Here is a 21,844-nt window from a genome sequence, read left to right on the forward strand (position 1 = left end):
GCTACTCGATATAGCCCGCTTGTGCTTTTATTGCCTCAATCGGTGTCAGGCAGATCCACGTACAGTAGTGATCAACACGGCGGCGATCGAGTGTGGTGGGGTCGATATCTGCATACTCGCCTGCGCGGTAGCGAAACTTGGAAAACAGCGTGTCACCGTGGGTCGCGTGAATGTGCAGCGTGAGTGTGTCAATGTTACCCTCAGTGCAGCTCGGCATATCCAGAATTCGCTCTCGGCCATCCTGAAGATAGTCGGGCCAGCGTTCGTTGGCAGCAATTTCGGCAGCGTACATGGTCAGAACACCACGATACCATCCCGGCCAGGCTCCCCAGTTGGCTCTATCTGGACCAAAATCTTCAGCCAACTTGCGACACCAGTGCATCTGGCGTTGTAAGAACGAAATCATCAACTCACTACTGAGCATCACCGAATGCCCGCAACCGAAATGCTGGCGATGTTCCACACCGTGTCGCAGGCAAAAATCGAGCATTTTTTCACGAAAATTAGCCGTAAAATGGTAATTCCCGCGTCCATGGACAGGATAAAGTGGCGTGAAATTCGCCAGATGATGAGTCAGAAAAACATCGGCATCGGTACGAAGTAACCATGAGTAGCGCTTCAGTACAGTGTCAATATGGGGTCCGCTGAGACAGGCTATCGAGTTGATAAAGTGATAATTTTGGAACTGAGGGTCATGCTGTGAAACAGGCTCCAGCGGTATCAGGACAATACCTGACTCTTGTGGTAGCTTATCGGCCAGAGCAGGATGATGAACCACAATCAGATCAGACGTCTGCCAGCAACCACTGTGAATCCAACTTTTATATAGCCAACTAAAATCTTCTAGCATCTTCTCCGAATTGTCGATGTAGGTCATGATGCCGATTTGTTTATCCTTAACGCTCACCCGATATATCCTTAGCTATCTGCAATAATTTCAGTGTGAATTCGGCAACACTGTCAGCCGTAGCGGTGCAGCATATAAAAGAACATTATGAGCGACAATCAACGCGACAAGATTTAGTCATAAATCAGAACTTTGCCCGATAGTCATATCAGCAGCGACCTTTTCTTTCATTACATTAATGGAAAAGAGCCTGAATATTCAAAGAAGCTCTGCGGCACGTAATTATTGATCTTATTTTCATAACAATACTCAATGACCTGCCGTTTGCTGGAAACACCGGCCTTCCGATAGATACTTTGGGTGATATTGCAGATGGTCCTTGGGGATAAATGGAGTTTTTTCCCGATCTCTGAACTTGAGAATGAATGTAAGATATAAAACAGCACCTCCCACTCTCTTTGGGTAAAAAATTCTGATGGTGGGGTGAATACCAATGATATGGGGATTTTTATTTTAGTTAAGCGGGTCAACATGGTGTCAGCCACGGGTCTGCCATGAAAAACTGTACCTTGAGAGACTCCCTTTTCATCAATTAACGGGTATTTATCACAATAATAAGGTTGAAAGTAGGAGCGTCCATCAAATAGGTGTATCTCAACTGTGCTAATACGATCTTTTACTAACTCCACCTGACGATCATGTGCCTGCCACTCATCTTGGAATTCTGAAACGGGTGAAGGAAGTTCGCCATCGAGTCGCCCTTCCATACTGTAATTAGCTGGTAGATTATATAATCTATGCAGTCTGGGGTTTGTATAAACAAATCTTGATTGATTATCTTTCACCCCCCATGGCTCTGAGCTGTGCTCCCAAAATCGGATTAACATTTCAAGTGAATCTACAAGAGACTTATCCATTATTTCCTCTCTTAACATTCTGACGTCTTTACATTAATGGAAATGAACCAGAGTATTCAAAGAAGCTCTGCGGCACGAAATTATTGATTTTGTTTTCATAACAATACTCGATGATCTGCCGCTTACTGGTGACACCCGCCTTCCGATAGATACTTTGGGTGATATTGCAGATGGTTCTTGGGGATAAATGGAGCTTTTTCCCGATCTCTGAGCTTGAGAATGTATGTAAGATATAAAACAGTACCTCCCACTCTCTTTGGGTAAAAAGTTCTGATGGTGGGGTGAATACCAACGAGGTGGGGATTTTTATTTTAGTTAAGCGGGTCAACATGGTGTCAGCCACGGGTCTGCCATGAAAAACTGTACCTTGAGAGACTCCCTTTTCATCAATTAACGGGTATTTATCGCAGAAATAGGGGGTGAAATAGGAAAGCCCATCAAGTAAGTGGATTTCAACTGATGTAATGCGATCCTGTGATAATTCTACCTGACGATCTTGCTGTTGAAATTCACCTTGAAACTCGGCAGTGGGTGCGGGAAGCTCACTATCGACTCTTCCTTCAATACTGTATTTATTGGGTAGGGCTAATAATTTATGATATCTGGGGTTTGCATAAATAAATCTTGATTGGTTATCCCTTATCCCCCAAGGCTCTGAACTGTGCTCCCAAAATCGAATTAACATCTCAAGTGATTGGGATAGCTTATTCTCCATTCGACTTCTCCTCTGACTACGCTAAATCATTCTTTTAGATTTGGTGGGAAAGGACCTGAATACTCGAAGAAACTTTTCGGGACAAAATTGCTGATTTTATTTTCATAGCAATATTCGACAAGTTGCTGCTTATTGGAGATACCGACCTTTTTATAAATCAGTTGGGTGATATGACAAACTTCTCGTGATGATAGACCGAGTTTTTTAGCGATCTCAACACTTGAGAATGTATGTATAAGATAAAACAAAACTTCCCACTCCCTTTTTGTGAACAAATCTAATGGTTGCATTAATACTAATGATACAGGCATTTTTATTTTATTTAATCGAGTCAATATTAAATTCGTTACTGATCTACCATGGCAAATAACCCCTTGAGATACGCCATTTTCATCAATTAGCGGGTACTTATCATAGAAATAAGCGGTGAAATAGGATAGCCCATCAAGTAAATGGACTTCAACTGACGTGATGCGATCCTGTAATAACTCTACTTGACGATCTTGTCGCTGATATTCAGCCGAAAATTGTGCGATGGGTGTTGGAAGTTCACTGTCGAATCGGCCTGTCACACAAAAATCATCAGGCAAACCAAACAATTTATTGAATTTTGAATTTGCATAAATATATCTTGATTTATTATCTTTTACGCTCCAGGGTTCTGCACTTCGCTCCCAAAATCGTATTAACACTTCAAGTGATTCGACTAATTCTCTATCCATTATATTCCTCCTATGATTGATACTTGATTTTCCTTTATCCTTCACATTAATAGGAAAGAACCTGAATGTTCAAAAAAGCTTTGCGAGACATAGTTATTAATCTTATTCGCATCATAATATTCAATATTGAAGTTGTGCTCACATTTTCTTTATCCTTCTAATAATTTTATGTCCTCTATAGTCGATGAATCTACTGGGCCATATCTCTTGAGGTGTGATACCAATAGCATTGGCGATAATCATCTCACCTTTTGGCCAAGGGCGTGTGAGAGCATTAGATAACGTACAAGGAGACAGCCCATTTTCTCTTGATAATTCAGCAAGAGAGCCTTTTTCTTTCCGGATTGCGGCTAAAATATCTTGTTTGTGCCAATCTTTGTTCATTTTAATGACTCCAAATAATGCTAATAGAATGTAATTAATTACACTTATTTAAGCTGTCATTTAATTATCTCATGACAATATTAATTAGCTTAATTGCAGTTGTATAATGGCAAGCAAATCAATAATAATTACAGTTTAAATTACTACCTAACTTGATTGATAATTAACAGCAGCTTCTAACTTATTAAATATCTATTATCACCTGACGTCCAGTGCATAACATACTCGATTTACGACAAAGATTACTATATTTTAATATTACATGATAAATATCCATAGTGTTAATGATATATACTCTATAGCAGCCCCATAGTTGAGATATTAATTATGACTATTTTAAGAAGTATAAGTTAAATTTTATGACGAAATAATGAGATAGGAAAAATCCTTAAGCTGCGGGTCAACCGATAAATAGCCGAGAGGGCGCTGTTTATCAGTTGACTATCTTACAATGCTTGTCTACTCAATGCTTGTTTACGCACTGAGGGTTAACCATAAACCGGCAAACTCATAATCACTGTGCTGCTGAAATAGCGATAACATTGGATTACCCCAATCATTATTACGAATTCCGGTGTTGGGGTCGTAATAAAGCCCGTCGGAACCACGGGCAAGCATATGAAGCTCTTGTGGGCCAGAGACCGCACAAATTAATTGGACTTGTCCGTCATATGGGTCGGTATAAACGGCATCAATATGCCTATTTTGCTCGCCGACGACGGCCTCACAAGCGCTCCATTCATGGGGATACAACTCACCTAAAGCAAATAAGCCCGCAGTGGTGATGTTCACCGATGCCTTGAGTGAGAAATCCATTGCCACTGCTGCGATTGCCGCCGGAGAGTTATACCCCCCTTCAGCCACATTGGCCCCGCCATCAGGGTTGAGTACCCCCGTCAGGCAATAGATTTTGTTCTTAGCATGAATAAAATCATCACTTTGGTGAATTACATTGGTGTTTTCCTGATAGGTGATAATGGTACTTTCCGGCCAGTCCGCAAACGCAGCCAAGGTGGCTGTGAGGGCATAAGCACCACACTCATTACTGAGCGGGGGTTGAGTCAATTCGCCAACAGGATTAGAGAGTCGGCCTAACAAGAGATTCAGTGGAAGACTGGTTGTCAGATTAGGCATAAAGCCTCCTCGTAAAAATCGCATCATTAATTGTGCGTTGTCACATAAGAGGCGGCGCAGTTGATCAGGCTGGCCGCAAAAGATGGCTGCGATTAAGCCCCAGTCACTGTCCAGATACCCTCTGGGTTATAAGTCACGTTAAATGAGGTCACGCCTTGAGTGGTATCACACATTGCGCAACCCACTGACGAAGTAGAAAAATTGATCACCGTCCCCGCCTGATAAGAACCCGTTTGAATATAGAAGCTCAGTACTGGTTGGCAGTCGATGTTTTTACTCGGTTCAGCATTGATAAAACTCGATAGCACCCTATTGCCATTGCAGTTTTGTACCGCCAACCCCGTGTTCAATACATCGGTGATGGGGTTGAAAGCAGGCGTGATAATGCGATAAGCACCGGGCTCAACGCCCTCATGATAGGACGCGGGAGCCAAACCTAGCGCAGGATCAACCGAAAGTTGTGTGGTGTTTGCCGTTTGCACCCCAGGTATCGCCGAGGTTAAATCAACAGGCTGACAGGAGGTGATGAACCCTGAGGCTTGTCCTACGGCCAAATTCGGCAGCTGTGTTTGAGCACCGGCATAGAGCTGCATTAAGCATTCAAAGGTCAGTACAGAACCTGAGTTTGCATAAGGTAATAGTACGCTTTGGTAAATGCTGTTGCAGTAGACTGTCGCGCCACCGGTATAAATCGCCGGTTTTTGGAAGAAGAAAAAATCCTGCGCCGTTGGGCTGTTATTGATCAGGTTAATTGTATACAAAGTGCTCATATTTTGTTCCTTATAAGTTCAGAGGAAAATATCTGTTTAGGCAGTCCATCTGATGCGCTACCCATATGACAAATTGCAACCAACATGCCAACTGATCAATTGATTGATTTTTAAAAGTTAATTTTAAAATATGGCAATTAACATCAACTCAATTGGACGATTCCGTCCAGAGAATAAGGGGGGGTGGTCGAAAATGACCACGGGCGCGGAGAACCACTCATGCCCGTTGCTCTAACTCAGAGAGCAGTTGTGTTGCCCGGCGGAGAGAGGGTGGCCCCCCACGAGGATCGACACTTTTCAGAACGCGGGAAAGTAGGGTAATGGCTTCAGGTTTTCGCTGTGTTTGCGCTAATAAGTTAGCCAGTTCGTGGGTTGCCACAATTTGTACGGGCACGATGCCCAAGGTTTGCGCGGTGGCGATGGCGCGACGAAAGCCGTGTTCCGCGCCGATAAGGTCATCCAGTGCCCATCTGGCGCGGGCTTTGATGACGATTAGCTCGCTGAGATAGGCACGCTCTTGATGCTTAAATGCGACATCCAGCGCCTGAGAAATGAGGGCATCACACTGTTGTGGCTCGCCTGATAACAACAATAGCTCGCCACGTTTCCATGCTTGAAAAGAGTGAAATAGCTTTCCTCCGTGACAAGATATGTGGGCATCATAGCCGTCAATTATAGACTGCTCTGCCTGAATATAATCCTGCTGCATCAGCAGATAGCCCCCTTTCAACACCTTCCCCAGCCCCTGATAAAACGTAAAGCCATAGTGCTGTGCTTGTGTTTCTAATGCGCGGGTAAGTGGGGCTAATCTGTCACTGTCCTCAAATAGGCAGGCCAGCCATGCTGCCCCTAGTAGAGAGATAACGCGATGAAAAGCCGTAATATTTCCATCCGTCGCACGTAACTCAAGTTGTCGTGCTCGCTCTTTGGCTCGCTTAAATTTACCCAGTTGAAAGAGTGCCAATCCCTCCAGCGTGAGCGCCATACCGACCAGATCGATACTCTGTTGATCCGCATATTCGCTGGGGGTACTCAGTAATTTGCTGCGCAATAAGCAGGCTAAGACCTCCTGATTATCCCCCAGCCAAAACTGCACACTGGCCAATGCAATGTGGGCTTCGCTCCATATCAGCACGGTTTTTTCACTCTGGCCTCGTTGCAGTAACTCCTGAGCCAGCGCACGGGCCTGAGGCAAATCAAGGACCATCAGTTTTGCCGACCAGCGCCAAAAAAACAGCCCTGCCAACTCCGACTCATCGCCTATTTTTTTACCCAATGAAATCGCATCATTATGATATTTAAGGGCATCATGGCTTAACCAACCCTGCAAGATTTGATAGCAGAGACTGAGCTGGCGATAGAAGCTGTAGTGAAGCTGCCGAACCTCTTCATCTAAGGTAATCCCCACCAGCAGGTGTAATCCTTTTTGTAAATCTGCAATGGCGGCAGGGTAAGCAGCACACTGCATTAACCGCATTCCTTCCTGCAAATGTTGTCGCGCTACGGGCCGTTTATCCCTTCGCCCTTGAATTCTCCGCTCAACTGATTTGCGGCTGATCCCCAATAACTGGGCGGCGGCCGTTTTATTACCGGTCGTCCGCTGCAATGCGCGCTCAATCAATAGCTGCTCCACCACCACTAATTTATCGCCCCCCGGCAGGGCCAACATGGCATCAGCAAGCAGATCCGATGAAAATTTCATCTCCAATTGCGCGGTGGGCATAAAGGTGTCCAGCACTTCGCGTGTGATTAAGTGGGTATCCGATAACGCCGCCAGTCTGTCGACTAAATTGCGCAACTCCCGCACATTACCCGGCCAGGGATACTGCTGTAAGTGGGACATCGCGTGAGCATTGAAAACTAACGGGTGAGTTTGCAGGGAAGCGAAATACTCAATTAAGGCGGGGATATCTTCTCTGCGCTGGCTGAGGGCGGGAATATCCAGCGTGATGACCCCTAAACGGTAGTAGAGATCCTCCCTGAAAATGCCGCTTTTGATTTGGGTCAGGAGGTTTCGGTGCGTCGCCGCCACCACTCGCCCTTTAAATTGGCGCACTTCACTGCTGCCAATCGGACGAAATGTGCGAGTTTCCAATGCACGAAGCAGCTTAGGTTGCACCGACAGTGGCATTTCACCAATTTCATCTAAAAATAGGGTACCCCTGCCGACCATGTCTAAATGGCCGCGCCGATCCCCTGATGCCCCCGTAAATGCGCCTTTAATATGGCCAAATAGCTCAGCTTCGACCAAATATTCCGGGATTGCACCACAGTTGAGATCAATAAAAGGTGCCGAGGGGTTTTTACTGCGCTGGTGTATCAATTGGGCAATAACTTCTTTTCCGCACCCTGTCGGGCCACAAATCAGTATGTTTTGTTGTGATGGTGCAACCCGATCGACTAAGCGTAAAAGTTGATTAAGCGCGGGGGACGAACCAATAACATTAATTGATGAATTATCATCGCATCCCGACATAACTCCCTCCCTGACACCAAGGATGGAGAAGTGAAATCGAACCATCTGGATGGTGATTTAAGCAAATATAACATGGGGAAAAATAGGTGTCTTTTGTGGGCCTTATTTAAAAATGTTCATCGTATATCAATAATTGTTACGTGAGATATCCGCTAAAGATGCGGATTTTTATTCCGCTTCAGAATATTAAAAAACAGGGAAATGCCTGTGTCGCGGCCACTTATTAGTTAAATTCCCCACCTGTTTTGGCAGAAAATGGGTAAGCGCGTGAAGAGGGTTGTAGGACAAACGACGGGTAAATAAGGGCGGTCTGGGGGAGATAAAAAGAGACCCGCTCATCTATTGTTTACTGAATAGATTATATTGTTTACTGAACAGATTACATTGTTTACTGAACAGATGAGCTGGCAGCCATTGAACGGGTCGCTTAGGGATGATGTTTAGTTGACGGCATCATCCCCGGTGGCGACCGGAAGTACCATGTAAGTGCCTGAAAATACAGCACCCGCATCTTCATCGCCGAATAACTTTACATCTAACTGCACTCTGGCGCGGCGACCACGGGCCAATCGGTCCAGATCGCCACTTAAAGAACTCAGTTCAGCCACGGCTCTCGGCCTGCCCGTCACCGGGGCGCTGTAACGAATATGGGCATCGGCGAGAATAATAGTGCCGCCCAAGTGGCGCTCGCGCAGTAATAACCAAATGAGTCCCCAGCCCGTCAGTGTCGCCAGCGAGAACAGACTGCCAGCGAATAAGGTGTGGTGAGGATTTTGATTGCCCGCCTCCGGCATGGTGGTGACAAAACGCTGGCCAGTATATTGGCTAATGCGGACGCCCATTTTTTCACTAAGCGGGATATGGTCGTACCAAGCTTGCTGCAACTGACCACACCAATCAGGACGATGCAAAATGTCATCCATGGTCGCGACTGGCTTGATCATCAAAAAGTGGCGTACCGGGGTAGTTTGCGGGGCAGTTATCTCCCCTTGGCTGACAAAGCCCAGTTTAGCAAAGAAATCGACCGCATCTTCACGGGCGCTACAGACCACCCGCTTCACCCCCTCCTGACGCGCCACCGACTCTAAGGTCATCGCCACCAGTGTTCCCAGCCCTTTATCACGGACGGAGGGGTCAACCGCCAGAAAACGAATCGCGGCCTCATTATCCGCATTGATATACAGCCGACCAATGGCGACGGGTTTCCCCTGCTCATCCACCACCATTTGGTGATGGGCCATTGCGTCATAGGCGTCTTTTTCTGACCCTACCGGTTGGTGCAATGGCTTGCGTAACATCTCCCAACGGAATTGATAATAATCTTTGAGTTCTTGTTCTGTTGTAGGTACACGCAAGTGGTACATAGGCACATTCTCTCTTTCATTATTATCAATAAACCTAGTTATCAATAAAATCTAGTTATCAATAAAATCCAATTATCAATAAAATCTATGACATAACCCTCAATCCATGTCGTCAGCCTAGCCGGTCTCCGCCCCCTAGACTTGTAACCAGAAAGTCACTGGACCATCATTGACCAGACTGACTTTCATATCAGCGGCAAATAATCCCGTTTCAGTTTTTACACCACGCTCGCGGCACTGAGCAACAAAATAGTGATATAGCCGTTCAGCTTCTGCGGGTTCGGCACCACGGGAAAAGCCCGGTCTCATGCCCTTTTGGGTATCCGCCACCAGGGTAAATTGCGAAACCACCAGCACGCTGCCGCCCGCTTGCTGGACATTGAGGTTCATTTTGCCGCTCTCGTCGCCAAAAATGCGATACCCCAGAACCCGATCGCATAAGCGCTGCGCTTTTTGCTCGGTGTCCTCTTGTTCGACGCCGAGTAAGATCAATAATCCGGGGCCAATATCCCCAACCACACGCCCATCTACCACGACATTGGCGCTGAGCGCCCGTTGAATCAACGCAATCATAATGCTTTACATCTCCTGACTCTGGCTCTCTTCCGTATTCGGTTTATGGCGCAGTGCGCGATACTCGCCCAAGGTGACGGTAATTTCTGCCCCCAGTAACACGATGCACCAGCTCCAATAAACCCAGAGGAAGAGTATGGGGATGACGGCCAGCACCCCGTAAATCAACTGGTAAGAGGGGAACAGCGTGATATACATCGTGAACCCTTTCTTGCCTAACTCGAAGAGCAGTGCCGCGACGAATGCGCCGATCAGCGCGTCTCGGGCGGGCACCCGCACGGTGGGCACCACACTGTACAATAACCAAAATGAGACCCAAGAGATCAACAGTGGGAATAGCCGCAATATCTCATCGATCATGCTGTCAACTTGGGCCGTTGCCAGCCATTGCAGCGACAGCAGATAGGAACTGATCACCATGCTGGCCCCCACCAGAATTGGCCCCAGCGTCAATACCATCCAGTAGACCGCAAATGAAAATACCAGTGAGCGCTGAGTCTTGCTGCGCCATATCTGGTTAAGCACACTGTCCACCGAGTAGATCAGCAGGAGTGCGGTCACAATCAAACCGCAGGTGCCGACGACCGTCATGCGGTTGGAGTTCGCGACAAACTGCTCCAGATAGTTTTGGATGATGTCGCCCGTCGCAGGCATAAAATTGGAGAAGATGAAGGCTTTCAATTTTATGCTGATATCGGCAAACATCGGGAAAGCCGCGAACAGAGCAAAAACCACCGTGATGAGTGGCACCAGCGAAAGCAATGATACATAGGCCAAATGCCCGGATAGCATAGTTAACCCGTCTTTATCGATTCGGGTATAAAGCATTCGCCCAAAGGTGACACAGGGTTTTAGGCAGGTAGCTAAGCGAAAATGCAGAAATTTTGCCATGTTCGTCTCTCGGTCAACACGATCTGGCCCAGTTTTGGGCCAGCGTGACCACTAAGGCTAACCCATTCATGATGGGAGCAAGAACTTATCAGGAAAAATAAGCAGGAATAACTTTTCGGTCGGTAACATGAATGGCGGTAATCCCTTCGATTCTGGCCGCGACGATATTCGCCTCAACATCATCAAAGAAGACAGCCTGTTCCGCCGGCGTATTTTCCGCGCTCAACACGTGTTGATAGATCCGGGCTTCCGGTTTACGCATCCCCAAATCTTGAGAGAGATACAGATAGTCAGCAGCAGCGGCGACTTCAGGATAGTGCTGTGGCCAGTGATTACAGTGCAGGCGGTTGGTATTGGATAGCACCACCACCCGATGTCCCTCTTCGCGCAATTTATGCATAATCGCGATCACTTCTGGGCGCAGCGCGACAAATACGGCCTGCCACCCTTCGGCAAACTGCTCGAAGCTGAGGGAGACGCCCATCTCATCACTGAGCTGACGAGCAAAGTCTTCATCACTGACTTCCCCACGTTCATGCTGCTGGAAAACCTCCCCCATCGTAAAGCGCTCGCTCAGTGTCGCCAGCGGAACACTGCTTAATTTGCTCCAGACACCCAACACGCGTTTAAAGTCGATATCAACAATCACATTCCCTAGATCAAAGATATACAGCATAGCGCTCTCCCAATTAGATGGTGAGTTTCACTGTAACGGGAAAAGGTAAAACTGAACAGAGAGAGGAAGAAAAAGGCAGGGGTCAGACAAGAAAAATAATATTTTTGTCAGCAACAGCAAAAAAAGTATCCCCAAAGGCATTGGAGTTGCAACAAGGCGGCAAGTGAACGAATCCCGATGAGCTTACACAGGTAAGTGATTCGGGTGAGTGAACGAAGCTAACACAGTTGCAGCTTCAAGGACGAAGGGGAGAACTCAGGGCGCGGAGCGCCCTAAGTATCAGCAGAACAAAGAAGAATTAACCTTCTTTAGGACCGCGACCTGCACGCTTACGATCGTTTTCCGTCAGATGACGCTTACGGATACGGATTGATTGCGGGGTCACTTCAACCAATTCATCGTCATCGATGAATTCCAGAGCCTGTTCCAGCGTTTTCTTCAGGAAAGGAACCAGTGTGGTTGCTTCGTCAGTACCGGATGCACGCATGTTGGTCAATTGCTTACCGGTCAGGCAGTTTACAGTCAGGTCGTTAGAACGTGAGTGAATACCGATGATCTGGCCTTCATACACTTCTGTACCGTGACCGATGAACAGCTTGCCGCGATCTTGCAGTTTGTACAATGCGAACGCCACCGCTTTACCCTGACCGTTAGAGATCAGCACGCCGTTTTGACGTTGGCCGATTTCGCCCGGACGCACATCATCATAATGACTGAATGTGGAGTACAGCAGGCCAGTACCTGAAGTCATGGTCATGAATTCTGTACGGAAGCCAATCAAGCCACGGCTTGGGATCATGTAATCCAGACGAATACGGCCTTTGCCGTCCGGGATCATGTCCTTAACGTCGCCTTTACGCTCGCCCATGGCTTGCATCACTGCGCCCTGGTGCTGCTCTTCGATATCCAAAGTGACGCTTTCAAATGGTTCTTGATGGCGACCGTCGATAATACGGTTGATTACTTTAGGACGAGATACAGCCAGCTCGAAACCTTCGCGGCGCATGTTTTCGATCAGAACCGACAGGTGAAGTTCACCACGGCCTGATACGCGGAATGCGTCAGCATCTTCAGTCTCTTCAACACGCAGTGCAACGTTATGGATCAACTCTTTGTTCAGGCGGTCAAGGATCTGACGTGAAGTCACGTACTTGCCTTCTTTACCACAGAACGGAGAGGTGTTAACGCAGAAATACATGGTTACGGTAGGTTCATCAACAGACAGCGGCGGCAATGCTTCAACAGCAGTCACGTCACAAATAGTGTCAGAGATGTTCAACTCGCCCAGACCGGTGATTGCAACGATGTCGCCCGCTTCAGCCAGTGTCGTTTCGATACGTTCCAGACCCATATGGCCCAGTACTTTACCGACTTTACCGTTGCGAGTTTTGCCTTCGCTATCGATAATAGTGACTTGCTGGTTAGGTTTAACAACACCACGTTTGATACGGCCGATGCCGATAACACCCACGTAGTTGTTGTAGTCCAACTGGGAGATTTGCATCTGCAATGGACCGGTGCTGTCTACGTCTGGCGCAGGCACATGGTCAACGATGGCTTGATACAGCGGAGTCATGTCCGGAGCCATATCATTGTGGTCTTCGCCCGCAATACCCATCAATGCAGATGCATAGATGATAGGGAAGTCCAGTTGTTCGTCGGTTGCATCCAGGTTAACGAACAGGTCAAACACCTGATCCACAACCCAGTCAGGACGCGCGCCAGGACGGTCAACTTTGTTGATTACCACGATTGGCTTCAGACCATGAGCAAACGCTTTTTTGGTCACGAAACGGGTCTGCGGCATCGGGCCATCCATTGCGTCGACGACCAGCAGCACAGAGTCAACCATAGACATTACACGCTCAACCTCACCGCCGAAATCGGCGTGTCCTGGGGTATCCACGATGTTGATGCGGTAGTCTTTCCAGTTAATGGCGGTATTTTTCGCGAGGATGGTTATCCCACGCTCTTTCTCCAAATCGTTGGAGTCCATTACACGTTCAGTTGCTTCAGTACGTTCACCGAAAGTACCAGATTGTTGTAGCAACTTATCGACCAGGGTAGTTTTCCCATGGTCAACGTGCGCAATAATGGCGATGTTACGCAGATTCTCGATCACAGCTTTTTTGCCTCAGGCATTTAGAAATAGCGCGCTATTGTACACGTAATAAGCGAGGGACTAAACAAGATCACAAACTTCTCTTATAAACAACCTAACGGCGGTGTGTTTGTGATCCCTTTCACGGTGCAAAAATAGCCTCTCGGCCCACTTTTGCACCAACATAGTGCTCAACGGCGCAAATGAAGCACCAGAATAGTGCAATATTGCTATCCTGGTGCATACTGAATATCAGCAGACCCCTATGATATGGCATAACTGGGGGGTTTGGAAAGTTGGCATAGATTTCGCAATGTATTTTAGCATGAATCGTTAGCTCGAATAACTGTACGAAATAAATAGTGACAAGTTTGCTGTTTTGAGTGGCACTTAAGCACTATCAAACTCAGTAATACTCGCAACCTCAGTAATACACGGTAATCGTTCCACGACGACGACTATGACAAATCCAGGAGATATAAGTATGTCCGCTGAACATGTTTTGACGATGCTGAATGAGCACGAAGTGAAATTTGTTGATTTGCGTTTCACCGATACCAAAGGTAAAGAACAGCACATCACCATTCCAGCTCATCAGGTCAACGCTGACTTTTTCGAAGAAGGCAAAATGTTTGATGGCTCCTCGATTGGTGGCTGGAAAGGCATTAACGAATCCGACATGGTACTGATGCCAGACGCCAGCACCGCTGTTATGGACCCGTTCTTCGAAGACGCGACACTGATTATCCGTTGTGACATCCTCGAGCCAGGTACCCTGCAAGGTTATGACCGCGACCCGCGTTCTATCTCCAAGCGTGCAGAAGAGTTCCTGAAATCATCCGGTATCGCCGACACCGTGCTGTTTGGGCCTGAGCCAGAATTCTTCCTGTTCGACGACGTTCGTTTTGGTAGCAGCATCCGGGGTTCCCACGTCGCTATCGATGATATCGAAGGCGCATGGAACTCCAGCACCAAATACGAAGGCGGCAACAAAGGCCACCGTCCAGCAGTGAAAGGCGGTTACTTCCCAGTTCCTCCGGTCGATTCTTCACAAGATCTGCGCTCCACCATGTGTTTGACCATGGAAGAGATGGGTCTGGTGGTTGAAGCGCATCACCACGAAGTGGCCACCGCCGGTCAAAACGAAGTGGCTACCCGCTTCAATACCATGACCAAGAAAGCGGATGAAATTCAGATCTACAAATACGTGGTGCACAATGTGGCACACGCATTTGGTAAAACCGCGACCTTTATGCCAAAACCGATGTTTGGCGATAATGGTTCAGGTATGCACTGCCATATGTCTTTATCCAAGAACGGGACTAACCTGTTCGCGGGCGACAAATACGCTGGCCTGTCTGAAATGGCGCTGTTCTACATCGGCGGCATCATCAAACATGCTAAAGCGATCAACGCCTTGGCTAACCCGACGACTAACTCCTACAAGCGTTTGGTCCCAGGCTACGAAGCTCCTGTTATGTTGGCCTACTCTGCCCGTAACCGCTCTGCTTCTATCCGTATCCCAGTCGTTGCTAGCCCGAAAGCGCGTCGTATTGAAGCTCGCTTCCCAGACCCAGCGGCTAACCCGTACCTGTGCTTCGCCGCACTGCTGATGGCTGGCCTTGATGGCATCATCAACAAAATTCACCCTGGTGATGCGATGGACAAAAACTTGTATGACTTGCCGCCGGAAGAAGAAGCAGAGATTCCAAAAGTGGCGGGTTCACTGGACGAAGCCATGATTGCACTGAACGAAGACCGCGAGTTCCTAACCCGTGGTGGCGTGTTCACTGACGACGCTATCGATGCTTATATCGAACTGCGTAAAGAAGAGATGGACCGCGTTCGCATGACGCCGCACCCAGTAGAGTTCGAACTGTATTACAGCGTTTAGTTCTAGTTTACCCAATAGATTTCAAGGTGTAGGAAGGCGGTGAGCGAGAGCAACCAACACACCTACAGCTTGAAAGATGAAGGGTTGTTGCCGTGGAAACTTTTGGCCCATCTCCGGATGGGCTTTTTTCTCCACTTTTCGATTAGCTAATAAATTATACCCAAAGTAATTGAATCCGCAGGTTAGCCGCGAATCTCGATAAAGCAGGGTATTGATGCACCCCAAATGTGCAGGAGTCTGCGTAATGGCAACAGGCACGCTGCCCGATGCTGGGCAGATCCTCAATTCTCTCATTAATAGCATTCTGCTGTTAGATGACTCTCTGGCGATTCATTATGCCAATCCCGCAGCACAGCAACTGCTGGCGCAAAGCTCTCGTAAACTTTTTGGTACACCGCTACCCGAATTATTAGGCTATTTCTCCCTGAATATCACTTTGATGCGGGAGAGTCTGGAAGCCGGGCAGGGTTTTACCGATAACGAAGTGACATTAGTGGTTGATGGCCGCGCGCATATTTTGTCACTGACGGCGCAATCACTGCCGGAAGGTTTTATCCTGCTGGAGATGGCCCCGATGGATAATCAACGTCGGCTAAGCCAAGAGCAATTGCAGCATGCTCAGCAAGTGGCCGCCCGTGATTTGGTTCGAGGACTGGCTCACGAGATCAAAAATCCGTTGGGCGGCTTACGGGGTGCGGCGCAATTATTGTCAAAAGCCCTGCCTGATCCCGCTTTGCTGGAATATACCAAAGTGATCATTGAGCAGGCTGACCGCTTGCGTAATTTGGTTGACCGTTTATTAGGCCCACAGCGGCCCGGCCAACATGTGACGCAAAGCATCCATCAGGTTGCTGAACGCGTCTGTCAGTTAGTCTCGCTGGAAAAGCCCGATAACGTGGCACTCATTCGTGACTATGATCCGAGTTTGCCTGAGCTGGCCCATGATCCAGACCAAATTGAACAAGTGCTGCTGAATATCACCCGCAATGCACTACAAGCATTGGGTGAAGCCGGTGGCACTATTACACTGCGCACCCGAACCGCATTTCAGGTCACGCTTCAGGGTATGCGCTACCGCTTAGCCGCGCGGATTGATATTGAAGATGACGGCCCGGGGATACCCACGCAATTACAAGATACCGTGTTTTATCCGATGGTCAGTGGTCGCGAAGGGGGGACTGGCCTTGGCTTATCCATTGCCCGAAATCTTATCGATCAGCATTCGGGTAAAATTGAATTTAACAGTTGGCCGGGACACACCGAATTCTCGGTTTACCTGCCTATTCGCCAGTGAGGTTTCTATGCAACGAGGGATAGTCTGGATCGTCGATGACGATAGCTCCATCCGCTGGGTGCTTGAACGCGCACTGACTGGAGCTGGGCTAAGCTGCGCATCATTCGATAGCGGTAATCAGGTGTTGGATGCATTGGCGACGCAAACCCCGGATGTGTTGTTATCAGATATCCGTATGCCCGGCATGGATGGATTAGCCCTGCTGAAACAGATTAAGCAGCGCCATCCCATGCTCCCGGTCATCATAATGACAGCGCATTCTGATTTAGATGCGGCGGTCAGTGCTTATCAGCAAGGGGCCTTTGATTATCTGCCCAAGCCCTTTGATATTGATGAAGCGGTCGCGCTGGTTGAGCGCGCGATCAGCCATTATCAGGAGCAGCAGCAACCACCACGTAGCCAGCCGGCCAGCGGCCCGACCGCCGATATCATCGGTGAAGCCCCGGCGATGCAGGATGTTTTCCGCATCATTGGTCGTTTGTCTCGCTCCTCAATCAGTGTGCTGATCAATGGGGAGTCGGGGACCGGTAAAGAGTTGGTGGCCCATGCATTGCACCGCCACAGCCCGCGCGCTAAAGCCCCTTTTATCGCCCTGAATATGGCGGCTATCCCGAAAGATTTGATTGAGTCTGAGCTGTTCGGCCACGAGAAAGGTGCATTTACTGGCGCTAATCAGGTGCGTCAAGGCCGCTTCGAACAAGCTGATGGCGGCACCCTGTTTTTAGATGAAATCGGTGATATGCCATTGGATGTGCAAACTCGCCTGCTGCGTGTGCTGGCGGATGGTCAGTTCTATCGGGTCGGAGGCTATGCCCCGGTCAAAGTGGATGTGCGCATCATTGCCGCCACCCATCAAAATCTGGAGCTGCGTGTTCAGGAGGGGAAATTCCGCGAGGATCTATTCCATCGACTGAATGTGATTCGGGTGCATTTACCGCCGCTGCGTGAACGCCGTGAGGATATTCCGCGTCTGGCTCGCTACTTCTTGCAAGTGGCGGCCAAAGAGCTGGGGGTTGAAGCCAAGAACCTGCATCCGGATACCGAAGTGGCACTGACTCGCCTGCCTTGGCAGGGTAATGTGCGCCAACTGGAAAACACCTGTCGCTGGCTCACCGTGATGGCGGCCGGGCAGGAAGTGCTGATTCAGGATCTCCCTTCTGAGCTGTTTGAAACCAGTACGCCAGATGCTTCCGGCCAGCGGACACCGGATAACTGGTCAACACTGCTGGCACAATGGGCTGATCGCGCACTGCGCTCTGGCCATCAGGATCTGTTATCTGAAGCACAGCCAGAGATGGAGCGGACACTGTTAACCACCGCACTGCGCCACACGCAAGGCCACAAGCAGGAAGCGGCACGGCTACTGGGCTGGGGTCGCAATACCTTAACGCGGAAGCTGAAAGAGTTGGGGATGGAGTAGTAAGTGTAAACCAGCGCTGACGCGAGTGTCACCCTCAGCACTGAGGGTGACATCATCAGATCACGCGGGAGAACTGCTGTCTGCGCGCCTGTTTACGCAAATAGATATCGAAGCACATACAGATATTACGAATGAGTAAGCGCCCACGTGGCGTCACACGAATGCCCTTTTCATTCCGCTCCACCAACCCATCTTGTTCGAAGGGGGCCAGCAACTCGAAATCTTCGGCAAAATAATCCGCGAAATGAATTCCATAATGCTGCTCAATCGGCTGATAACTGATTTGGAAATTGCAAATTAGCGTTTTAATCACATCGCGGCGGAGGCAATCATCCTCGGTCATCGTCAGACCGCGCCACAGCGCATTGCCCCGTTGTTCCACACAGGCGTAGTAGGTTTTCAGATCTTTTTCGTTCTGCGCGTAGCTGTCACCCAACATGCTGATCGCCGAAACCCCTAAGCCGAGCAGGTCACTCTCGCCTTGAGTGGTATAGCCTTGGAAATTGCGGTGTAATTTCCCTTCCCGCTGCGCTACCGCTAACTCATCATCTGGGCGGGCAAAGTGATCCATCCCAATAAACTGATAACCGGATTCGGTTAAGAAGCGGATGGTGTGCTGCAAGATATCCAGCCGCTGCTCGGCGCTGGGGAGATCCGCATCTTTGATTTTGCGTTGCGCGGCAAACAGGCTCGGCAAGTGGGCGTAATTAAAGACGCTCAGGCGGTCGGGATTGAGTTCAGCCACCCGTTTGAGGGTAAAAGCAAAACTTTCTGGTGTCTGCTTGGGCAAACCATAAATCAAATCAATATTGGTGGAGTTAAAACCGAGCGCTTTCGCCCGCGCAATCAGCGCAAAGATAAAATCTTCGTCTTGCTCACGGTTAACCAGCCGTTGGACCTCTTTATTGAAATCCTGCACCCCCATGCTCAGGCGGTTAAAGCCCTCCGCACGCAGGTGATCGAGCACATCCAGCTCAATTTCCCGTGGGTCCACTTCAATCGACTGCTCCGCACCGGGCAGGAAATCAAAGTGTTCACGCAGCAGATTCATCAGGTGGCTAATTTGCGTTTTATTCAGGTAGGTCGGCGTGCCACCGCCCCAGTGCATCTGGCTGACCTGACGCCCAGCGAACAGCGCCGCCCGCTGGCGGATCTCGTTTTCCAGCACCGCCAAGTATTCATCAGCTTTATGTTGCTGGCGCGTCACCAGCTTATTACAGCCGCAGAAGTAGCAAAGCTTATGGCAAAACGGAATGTGTACATACAGCGATAAAGGCCGCTGTGGGTAGCGCTTCACCGCCTGCTGAAAAGCAGATTCGTTATAATCTTCACTGAATTCAAGGGCGGTGGGGTACGAGGTGTAGCGTGGCCCTGAATAATTATATTTTTGAATCAGGGAGAGATCCCAAACTATGGCGTGCTCAGACATGTTCATTCCTTCCGAAATTTGCGTCTACCGGGCCGGTGAGAGGGCAGATGTTTTCGTTGTCTGGCCGCAGTAGCGCTGCGCAACCGTGATCGTCGTTGCGACAGCCGCCATAGTTTACCCAATAACCACAATAGATAACATGTCAGTAGTAGGGTTATTGTCGGGATCACCCACTGCATCACTTAAAATGCGTCTTTGGGATTACCGCCTTTCAGTAATTTCAGAATGTCTTCTGGCTTCTCTTCTTTCTCTTCGTCATCTTCATCATCGCCCAATTCAATACCCAACTGCTCCATCAGGGCATCAATACGGTCCAATGTCAGATCAACGTAAGCCTGATCTTCTTTGCTCAATACTTCGTCATTATCCAGACGATCCAGCAAGGCATCCAGACGCTCATCGTTTTCCAGCTTGGTCAGCTCTTCTTCCGGCGTCAGACGTGGCTTAGCTTCTGCTTTGACTACTGGTTTGGTGGTTGGCTTGGCTTTTACCTTGCTCTCGACCACCAGCGGCACAGGCACTTTACTGCCGAAGCGGGGATCTTTCTCTTGCGCTGGGGTCTGGCCCTTCTTATTGCTGCCCTCAACGTTGCTTCTCGCCCCTGAGCGATTGCCGCTGTGCTTTTTCTGGCGTTTACGTTCGCGAGCTTCAATATCCAGCTCAACACGGGTTTTTTTAATGCGCTTTGGCGTTGCGGTGCCTTTTGGGGCTGCACGTGGTGCTTTATTGGGTTGCTTCATAACCTGTGCTCTTAAATGAGTATGGGATCGGATTGAGTATATACCCGTCGTCGAGAAATTTATTGGGTATAGTTTTGGGCGGAATCTAGCAGAAAGCAGACAAAGAAAAAAGGCGGCAGATTAACCTGTCGCCTTTTTTCGCACCTTCTGCCGAAGGATATCCTTACAGCGCACTCCCTGCACTTACCTAACGTCCCGGTTTCTCCCTCCTGCAATTCGCCGTCCTTACTGTCCCTCCAGCCCTGAAGGCGACTCACCCGGCGCTCCGGCCTGTGTCCCTGAACATCCTTTTACATTAGCTCCGTTTATCATCCTTGGCTCACCGCAGATCCATTACGTTCCTTAAGCATAGGCCACTCATCCTAAGTGATTATGCTCCCTGCTAGCACATCCTGAGCTATTGAAATCACAAACAGCCATTTGTTTTTGTTCAAAAAAACAACTATAAAAACAAATTATCTGTTAATGATATTAGCTGAGTTTTATGAAGTTTTTCTTAACAGTTGCTCAATGATAGGCCATTAATTTTCTCGACAATGACCGCCAACTCACAAAAATGGTAATTTCACTGGGAAGTGGGAAAAAGATCCGTGGAAGATAAACCCCCTTTTTTCGTCCTGATGCAGTTATAATCGCCCGATGTAAGCTATCTCTCACGGAGACGACAAATTTTGACTATCAGAAACTATAACTACCACATGACTCATTTCGTCATCAGTGCTCCGGATATCCGCCATCTGCCACGCGATGAAGGTATTGAGGTGGCATTTGCTGGCCGTTCAAATGCCGGTAAATCAAGTGCACTCAATACATTAACCAACCAGAAAGGTCTGGCCCGAACCAGTAAAACCCCCGGCCGTACCCAATTGATTAACTTATTTGAAGTGGTTGATGGTGTGCGTCTAGTTGACTTACCGGGCTATGGTTATGCCGAAGTCCCAGAAGAGATGAAAATCAAGTGGCAGCGCGCGCTGGGGGAGTATTTGCAGAAACGTAACTGTCTGAAAGGATTGGTTGTGTTGATGGATATTCGCCATCCACTGAAAGATTTGGATCAGCAGATGATTACTTGGGCGGTGGCCGTCGGCACGCCCGTGCTGTTACTCCTGACCAAAGCAGATAAGTTGGCATCAGGCGCTCGCAAGGCACAACTGAATATGGTGCGGGAAGCGATTATCCCCTTTATGGGCGATATTCAGGTTGAAGCCTTCTCATCATTGAAAAAGATCGGTGTTGATAAGTTGCGGGAAAAACTGGATACCTGGTTTAGCGAGATCCCGCCAGAAGTGATGATTGATGAGCATGACGACCAAGGTGAGTAATTAATCCCGCCAATCCCGCCGCACATATTATGCGGCGGAGATCACCGCTATTCTGCCAGCAAAAGCCCAATAAAAAACGCCCCAGTCAACAAGTGACTGGGGCGGCTAATATATAGCCAAATCCGATTACGTGAAGTAAAAGGTCTGAAAGATAGAACATCTTACCTCTGTACCC

19 protein-coding genes and 1 pseudogene are annotated in these 21,844 nt (G+C 48.5%); 4 read left to right on the top strand and 16 right to left on the bottom strand.

What is annotated here, in order from left to right; genetic code table 11:
* Nucleotide 1 precedes the first annotated feature (1 nt).
* The 13 genes from HRD69_RS05190 to typA form a co-directional block, all read right to left on the bottom strand.
* Entirely contained in the window at nucleotides 2-907 is a 906-nt protein-coding gene (locus tag HRD69_RS05190; RefSeq protein WP_004875497.1) for a DUF7164 domain-containing protein, read from the bottom strand.
* A 170-nt stretch (nucleotides 908-1,077) separates the two neighbouring features.
* Nucleotides 1,078-1,764 carry a helix-turn-helix transcriptional regulator gene (locus tag HRD69_RS05195; protein WP_032814690.1) on the bottom strand — a complete coding sequence of 229 codons (687 nt, stop codon included), beginning with the start codon at nucleotides 1,762-1,764 and terminating at the stop codon, nucleotides 1,078-1,080.
* A gap of 28 nt (nucleotides 1,765-1,792) precedes the next feature.
* Nucleotides 1,793-2,479: a helix-turn-helix transcriptional regulator gene (locus tag HRD69_RS05200; protein WP_004875495.1), complete on the bottom strand. Its 687-nt coding sequence runs from the start codon at nucleotides 2,477-2,479 to the stop codon at nucleotides 1,793-1,795.
* A 26-nt stretch (nucleotides 2,480-2,505) separates the two neighbouring features.
* Nucleotides 2,506-3,201, bottom strand: coding sequence for a helix-turn-helix transcriptional regulator (locus HRD69_RS05205; RefSeq protein ID WP_032814673.1), 696 nt, complete (start codon nucleotides 3,199-3,201; stop codon nucleotides 2,506-2,508).
* A gap of 138 nt (nucleotides 3,202-3,339) precedes the next feature.
* On the bottom strand, nucleotides 3,340-3,585 hold the full coding sequence (locus tag HRD69_RS05210) for a helix-turn-helix domain-containing protein (protein WP_032814671.1): 246 nt from the start codon (nucleotides 3,583-3,585) through the stop codon (nucleotides 3,340-3,342).
* Between the two features lie 474 nt (nucleotides 3,586-4,059).
* Nucleotides 4,060-4,719 carry a T3SS effector IpaJ family cysteine protease gene (locus HRD69_RS05215; protein WP_004875493.1) on the bottom strand — a complete coding sequence of 220 codons (660 nt, stop codon included), beginning with the start codon at nucleotides 4,717-4,719 and terminating at the stop codon, nucleotides 4,060-4,062.
* 92 nt (nucleotides 4,720-4,811) lie between these two features.
* Nucleotides 4,812-5,489, bottom strand: coding sequence for a hypothetical protein (locus HRD69_RS05220; RefSeq protein ID WP_004875492.1), 678 nt, complete (start codon nucleotides 5,487-5,489; stop codon nucleotides 4,812-4,814).
* Nucleotides 5,490-5,706: 217 nt separating this feature from the next.
* Nucleotides 5,707-7,965 (bottom strand): sigma-54-dependent transcriptional regulator, encoded by a 2,259-nt coding sequence (locus HRD69_RS05225; protein ID WP_004875491.1) that lies wholly within the window; start codon nucleotides 7,963-7,965, stop codon nucleotides 5,707-5,709.
* A 440-nt stretch (nucleotides 7,966-8,405) separates the two neighbouring features.
* On the bottom strand, nucleotides 8,406-9,329 hold the full coding sequence (fabY, locus tag HRD69_RS05230; RefSeq protein WP_004875490.1) for a fatty acid biosynthesis protein FabY: 924 nt from the start codon (nucleotides 9,327-9,329) through the stop codon (nucleotides 8,406-8,408).
* 135 nt (nucleotides 9,330-9,464) lie between these two features.
* Nucleotides 9,465-9,902, bottom strand: coding sequence for a D-aminoacyl-tRNA deacylase (gene dtd, locus HRD69_RS05235; RefSeq protein WP_004875489.1), 438 nt, complete (start codon nucleotides 9,900-9,902; stop codon nucleotides 9,465-9,467).
* 6 nt (nucleotides 9,903-9,908) lie between these two features.
* Nucleotides 9,909-10,793: a virulence factor BrkB family protein gene (locus tag HRD69_RS05240; protein WP_032814669.1), complete on the bottom strand. Its 885-nt coding sequence runs from the start codon at nucleotides 10,791-10,793 to the stop codon at nucleotides 9,909-9,911.
* Between the two features lie 88 nt (nucleotides 10,794-10,881).
* Nucleotides 10,882-11,469: a glucose-1-phosphatase gene (gene yihX / locus HRD69_RS05245; RefSeq protein WP_004875487.1), complete on the bottom strand. Its 588-nt coding sequence runs from the start codon at nucleotides 11,467-11,469 to the stop codon at nucleotides 10,882-10,884.
* A gap of 298 nt (nucleotides 11,470-11,767) precedes the next feature.
* Complete coding sequence (typA, locus tag HRD69_RS05250; protein WP_004875485.1) at nucleotides 11,768-13,591, bottom strand: ribosome-dependent GTPase TypA; 1,824 nt, start codon at nucleotides 13,589-13,591, stop codon at nucleotides 11,768-11,770.
* Between the two features lie 463 nt (nucleotides 13,592-14,054).
* Here typA and glnA point away from each other — a divergent pair, with 463 nt between their 5' ends.
* From glnA to glnG, 3 genes are all read left to right on the top strand, one after another.
* Nucleotides 14,055-15,464, top strand: coding sequence for a glutamate--ammonia ligase (glnA, locus tag HRD69_RS05255; protein WP_004875484.1), 1,410 nt, complete (start codon nucleotides 14,055-14,057; stop codon nucleotides 15,462-15,464).
* Between the two features lie 244 nt (nucleotides 15,465-15,708).
* Complete coding sequence (gene glnL, locus HRD69_RS05260; protein ID WP_004875483.1) at nucleotides 15,709-16,758, top strand: nitrogen regulation protein NR(II); 1,050 nt, start codon at nucleotides 15,709-15,711, stop codon at nucleotides 16,756-16,758.
* Nucleotides 16,759-16,765: 7 nt separating this feature from the next.
* On the top strand, nucleotides 16,766-18,178 hold the full coding sequence (glnG, locus tag HRD69_RS05265; protein WP_004875482.1) for a nitrogen regulation protein NR(I): 1,413 nt from the start codon (nucleotides 16,766-16,768) through the stop codon (nucleotides 18,176-18,178).
* 55 nt (nucleotides 18,179-18,233) lie between these two features.
* Here the strand turns inward: glnG and hemN are convergent, their stop codons facing one another.
* Together hemN and yihI are read right to left on the bottom strand one after the other, a co-directional pair.
* Complete coding sequence (hemN, locus tag HRD69_RS05270; protein ID WP_032814668.1) at nucleotides 18,234-19,607, bottom strand: oxygen-independent coproporphyrinogen III oxidase; 1,374 nt, start codon at nucleotides 19,605-19,607, stop codon at nucleotides 18,234-18,236.
* A gap of 182 nt (nucleotides 19,608-19,789) precedes the next feature.
* A complete protein-coding gene (gene yihI, locus HRD69_RS05275) occupies nucleotides 19,790-20,347 on the bottom strand; it encodes a Der GTPase-activating protein YihI (protein ID WP_004875480.1) in 558 nt (185 codons plus the stop codon).
* A 671-nt stretch (nucleotides 20,348-21,018) separates the two neighbouring features.
* Here yihI and yihA point away from each other — a divergent pair.
* Nucleotides 21,019-21,669, top strand: a complete 651-nt coding sequence (gene yihA / locus HRD69_RS05280) for a ribosome biogenesis GTP-binding protein YihA/YsxC (protein WP_032814667.1) — start codon at nucleotides 21,019-21,021, stop codon at nucleotides 21,667-21,669.
* Between the two features lie 115 nt (nucleotides 21,670-21,784).
* On the opposite strand, the pseudogene spfP reads toward yihA, so the two are convergent.
* Nucleotides 21,785-21,829, bottom strand: a pseudogene (gene spfP / locus HRD69_RS20865) (small protein SpfP); the annotation flags it as partial.
* Nucleotides 21,830-21,844 lie beyond the last annotated feature (15 nt).

Source organism: Yersinia mollaretii ATCC 43969, assembly GCF_013282725.1.
Taxonomy (GTDB): domain Bacteria; phylum Pseudomonadota; class Gammaproteobacteria; order Enterobacterales; family Enterobacteriaceae; genus Yersinia; species Yersinia mollaretii.

What these genes read in the sequence shown, in the direction of transcription:
- HRD69_RS05195 (WP_032814690.1), bottom strand. Translation starts at nt 1,764, where the DNA reads ATGGATAAGTCTCTTGTAGATTCACTTGAAATGTTAATCCGATTTTGG.
- HRD69_RS05200 (WP_004875495.1), bottom strand. Translation starts at nt 2,479, where the DNA reads ATGGAGAATAAGCTATCCCAATCACTTGAGATGTTAATTCGATTTTGG.
- HRD69_RS05205 (WP_032814673.1), bottom strand. Translation starts at nt 3,201, where the DNA reads ATGGATAGAGAATTAGTCGAATCACTTGAAGTGTTAATACGATTTTGG.
- HRD69_RS05210 (WP_032814671.1), bottom strand. Translation starts at nt 3,585, where the DNA reads ATGAACAAAGATTGGCACAAACAAGATATTTTAGCCGCAATCCGGAAA.
- HRD69_RS05215 (WP_004875493.1), bottom strand. Translation starts at nt 4,719, where the DNA reads ATGCCTAATCTGACAACCAGTCTTCCACTGAATCTCTTGTTAGGCCGA.
- HRD69_RS05220 (WP_004875492.1), bottom strand. Translation starts at nt 5,489, where the DNA reads ATGAGCACTTTGTATACAATTAACCTGATCAATAACAGCCCAACGGCG.
- HRD69_RS05225 (WP_004875491.1), bottom strand. Translation starts at nt 7,965, where the DNA reads ATGTCGGGATGCGATGATAATTCATCAATTAATGTTATTGGTTCGTCC.
- fabY (WP_004875490.1), bottom strand. Translation starts at nt 9,329, where the DNA reads ATGTACCACTTGCGTGTACCTACAACAGAACAAGAACTCAAAGATTAT.
- dtd (WP_004875489.1), bottom strand. Translation starts at nt 9,902, where the DNA reads ATGATTGCGTTGATTCAACGGGCGCTCAGCGCCAATGTCGTGGTAGAT.
- HRD69_RS05240 (WP_032814669.1), bottom strand. Translation starts at nt 10,793, where the DNA reads ATGGCAAAATTTCTGCATTTTCGCTTAGCTACCTGCCTAAAACCCTGT.
- yihX (WP_004875487.1), bottom strand. Translation starts at nt 11,469, where the DNA reads ATGCTGTATATCTTTGATCTAGGGAATGTGATTGTTGATATCGACTTT.
- glnA (WP_004875484.1), top strand. Translation starts at nt 14,055, where the DNA reads ATGTCCGCTGAACATGTTTTGACGATGCTGAATGAGCACGAAGTGAAA.
- glnL (WP_004875483.1), top strand. Translation starts at nt 15,709, where the DNA reads ATGGCAACAGGCACGCTGCCCGATGCTGGGCAGATCCTCAATTCTCTC.
- glnG (WP_004875482.1), top strand. Translation starts at nt 16,766, where the DNA reads ATGCAACGAGGGATAGTCTGGATCGTCGATGACGATAGCTCCATCCGC.
- hemN (WP_032814668.1), bottom strand. Translation starts at nt 19,607, where the DNA reads ATGTCTGAGCACGCCATAGTTTGGGATCTCTCCCTGATTCAAAAATAT.
- yihI (WP_004875480.1), bottom strand. Translation starts at nt 20,347, where the DNA reads ATGAAGCAACCCAATAAAGCACCACGTGCAGCCCCAAAAGGCACCGCA.